Annotated in this window: 4 protein-coding genes; 1 reads left to right on the top strand and 3 read right to left on the bottom strand. The window is 49.6% G+C overall.

What is annotated here, in order from left to right; genetic code table 11:
- On the top strand, nt 1-573 hold a 573-nt coding region (ribB, locus tag KQJ19_RS22980; protein WP_216404223.1), incomplete at its 5' end, for a 3,4-dihydroxy-2-butanone-4-phosphate synthase.
- A gap of 83 nt (nt 574-656) precedes the next feature.
- Here the strand turns inward: ribB and dsbI are convergent.
- The 3 genes from dsbI to KQJ19_RS22995 form a co-directional block, all read right to left on the bottom strand.
- Entirely contained in the window at nt 657-1,334 is a 678-nt protein-coding gene (gene dsbI, locus KQJ19_RS22985; RefSeq protein WP_216404224.1) for a protein-disulfide oxidoreductase DsbI, read from the bottom strand.
- A 14-nt stretch (nt 1,335-1,348) separates the two neighbouring features.
- Entirely contained in the window at nt 1,349-2,017 is a 669-nt protein-coding gene (locus KQJ19_RS22990) for a thiol:disulfide interchange protein DsbA/DsbL (RefSeq protein WP_049283280.1), read from the bottom strand.
- Nucleotides 2,018-2,040: 23 nt separating this feature from the next.
- Nucleotides 2,041-3,439: aryl-sulfate sulfotransferase (locus KQJ19_RS22995; RefSeq protein ID WP_216404225.1), on the bottom strand; the 1,399-nt coding region annotated here is incomplete at its 5' end.

Below are 3,439 nucleotides of genomic sequence, written 5' to 3' on the forward strand. Positions count from 1 at the left end.
GGTGTGATGGTGCTTGACGACGAAGATCGTGAAAACGAAGGCGATATGATTTTCCCGGCAGAAACCATGACCGTTGAACAGATGGCTCTGACCATTCGTCACGGCAGCGGTATTGTATGCCTGTGCATCACTGAAGACCGACGCAAACAGCTCGATCTGCCAATGATGGTGGAAAATAACACCAGCGCTTACGGTACCGGTTTTACCGTGACCATTGAAGCCGCAGAAGGCGTGACCACCGGCGTTTCCGCTGCGGACCGTGTTACTACGGTGCGTGCGGCAATTCAGGATGGCGCTAAACCTTCCGATCTTAACCGTCCGGGGCACGTTTTCCCGCTGCGTGCTCAGGCAGGTGGCGTGTTGACCCGCGGTGGTCACACTGAAGCAACCATCGACCTGATGACGCTGGCAGGGTTTAAACCGGCAGGCGTGCTGTGCGAACTGACTAATGACGATGGCACCATGGCGCGTGCGCCAGAATGTATCGAATTTGCCGGCAAGCATAATATGGCGGTAGTTACTATCGAAGACCTGGTGGCTTACCGTCAGGCGCATGAGCGCAAAGCCAGCTAATCGCAAATTACCACGTTAGTCGCGGTAAGCATAAAAAACCGAAGCCATCTTCCAGGCTTCGGTTTTTTTGTTTCTTGCTCCGATTATTTGGTTCTCACCCGCTTTAATGCCCATGCGCCGCTCATAATGACGAGCAACAGTAAGCACAAACTAAAGGCCAACAAACAGGCCTGCGCCATGTTCATAAAATGCCAAGGCGGGATCAGATACCAGCCTTCTGACTGCTGGTACAGATCGACAAACCACTTTTGTGTACTGCTGAGCGCCACGCCGTCAGGAACAATGGGAGCGTCATAGCCGCAATCTCCTGTGGGTTTAAACCACTCCGGTGCCCAGTTGGCCAGAGGCAAATTAAAAGGGAATGTCGGATCGGTGGAACATCCCTGTACGCCAAACAGCGAATCCGGGTCCGGGTTATGTACAGCATAATGAATGCCGTTAAGTTTGATGGAGAACTTAATGCCCATGATGCTGCCGTAAAATGCCGCGATACAACCGATGAGCTTCAGTACAACATTTTTGGGGTTGATTGCCGCAATCAATCCGCCAAAAACCATCACCAGCATGGCAAAGCGAATATAGACACATTGCTCGCAGGGGGCCATGTAGAGATAGATTTGGAAGAACGAGTGCGCCAGAATAATCAATCCACCCATTGCGCAAGCCATCAACAGCCACAGAAAGCGCTGTTCCTGCCATCTCACCAGGGTATCAACCGGTGTATTGCGTAAGTCTCGCCACGATCCTGTTATGAAAGCCATAGCCGGGTCCCTGTTTATTTTTTCGCGAGCTCTCTGACAAGCTCAGCCATGGAATCAATAGATTTGATATTTTTGGTGTAGATCAGGTATTTACCATTGACGACGTAAGCCGGAACGCCCTGAATTTTGGCGACATCATATGCTGCTTTCCATTTCTCCAGCGTTTGCTGGACGGCTGGATCCTTCAATGCCGCGTCAAAATCAGCCTGGCTCATGCCCGCTGCATCCAACCCTGTTTTGATGAATGAGGCGGGATCTTTACCCTCTGACCAGCGCTCTTTCTTATCGTGGTAGGCGGCGTAATAAGCGAACTTGGCTTTTTTAAACTGTGATTTGGCGTCAAACAATGAAATACCTGCAGCCATGTCCCTGGCAATCATTACGGCAAAGATTTCACTGGCCTGCTTACCGTATTCCCCTTTGGTTTCCAGATGAAACGGAGTGAAAGTAACGACATCGGAGACTTTGTCTGACACGGGCCCTGTCACGGCTTTATCATATTTGTAGCAAAATGGGCAGGCGTAACTGAATACTTTGATTAACGTCTTATCAGCATTGGGAATTGGTTTTTCCAGAACCATATAGTCAGTGCCTTCAGTAAACGCTGATGCTGCAAACGGTGAGGCCAGCGCGGCGGTTAATACCACACTTTTAAATAATGAAGTGATCCATTTAGATGACATAATTAATCCTTAATCTAATGTAATTATTTAAACATTTGGCGTGGATGAACCAGCAATGCACGGTAGTGAGTTTGATTTGGCTTATCGGACAGGACATTAATTTCGACTTTGACTTCTTTTGTTTTGTAGTCAATTTCGTTGATTTTGCCGATGGTTGGCTGTCCAACGTCAAATAAATTAATCGAACCACCAAAGCCAAACATGGTGTCACGATCTTTTTGATATTCGATAACCGAGGTGATAGGGCTATAAAAATCATAACCGCGCTCTTTTCCGTACTCCCAAATTTGCTGGACGGTCCCTTTTTTCTCGTCAATTTTATATTCGACGAAACGGGAGTATTTCATCGTTGGTAACGCTGGTTGTTCGAGTCCGCGGCCATCGCCGTTGTCAAAAATGGTAAGCGTTCCTTTGCTGGAGAGCCATGCGGTGTGTTGAGTGTAGGTAAAATCGAAATCGGTATTCTCGCACTTGCCATTTTCATCACATTTCAGTGCGTTGCCTTTATCATCAACCGGTTTTAACAGCTTGCTTGCCAGCGCCTTATTCCAGCCTTTAGACGGTGCAAGGATCCACTTAACCTGTTTATCGCGACCGATTTTGACAACCCCCTGATGGCGGGAAGAGATAATGATGGCGTCATCTTTGGCATCAAAGGCGATAGAGTTAACGTGCGCCCAGTTACGACCCGCACCCACGCCGAGGGCATCACCGTAGGGGGTATCTGGCTCCAGTTTTGCCTGCTGGCCGGCATGAGCGAGGTCCACGTTGACGCATACCGCGCCCGCATCCAACGCACCCAGCAGTGCATCACGCATCGGATCGAGAATTTTTGTCAGATCCCACACGTCGACAACACGACCGGATTTGTCGACTTCAATAATCTGGTCGCGAATAGTTTGTACGTGAATGCCATCTTCCTTGCGATAGTCGCGTTTACCCACGCGAAGCAGTACGGTGCCGTTCACCGTTTCGATGGACTCATGCGATGCGTCGAGGAATCCGCGCGGCAGCTTATGGTCGGCCAGAATCTGGCCCATCATATCGAACTCATACCAGTGCTGGCCCTGTACGGCGGTGAAGGTGCCGCGCGGTGTCTCCCGTATGCCCATCAGGTAACCGCGCTTGTTGATATCCATGTCATGACCGTCATAGAAAGTGTCCTGATCCAGCCACCAACGATATTCGCCTTCCGTATCAACGACAAAGGTAAAGGGTGCGATATCAAAGGGTAATGCGCCACCGGCCGGACCAGCATCCAGGATACCGGCATTTTTATCTTTTTCACCATGCCAGTGGAATTCTGCGCCCTGTGCGGTAAAGGTGTGGGTATTCACCAGATAGAGACGGTCTTCAAAGCCAGGTGCGACCTTAATAACGTTTGTTTGCTGTAAATCGGAAATAGAACGGTTATCCATGTAG

The organism is Citrobacter sp. S46_ASV_140, from assembly GCF_018919545.1.
GTDB classification, from domain to species: Bacteria; Pseudomonadota; Gammaproteobacteria; order Enterobacterales; family Enterobacteriaceae; genus Citrobacter; species Citrobacter braakii.

Coding starts and splice junctions, on each gene's coding strand:
- KQJ19_RS22990 (WP_049283280.1), bottom strand. CDS start 2,017: ATGTCATCTAAATGGATCACTTCATTATTTAAAAGTGTGGTATTAACC.
- dsbI (WP_216404224.1), bottom strand. CDS start 1,334: ATGGCTTTCATAACAGGATCGTGGCGAGACTTACGCAATACACCGGTT.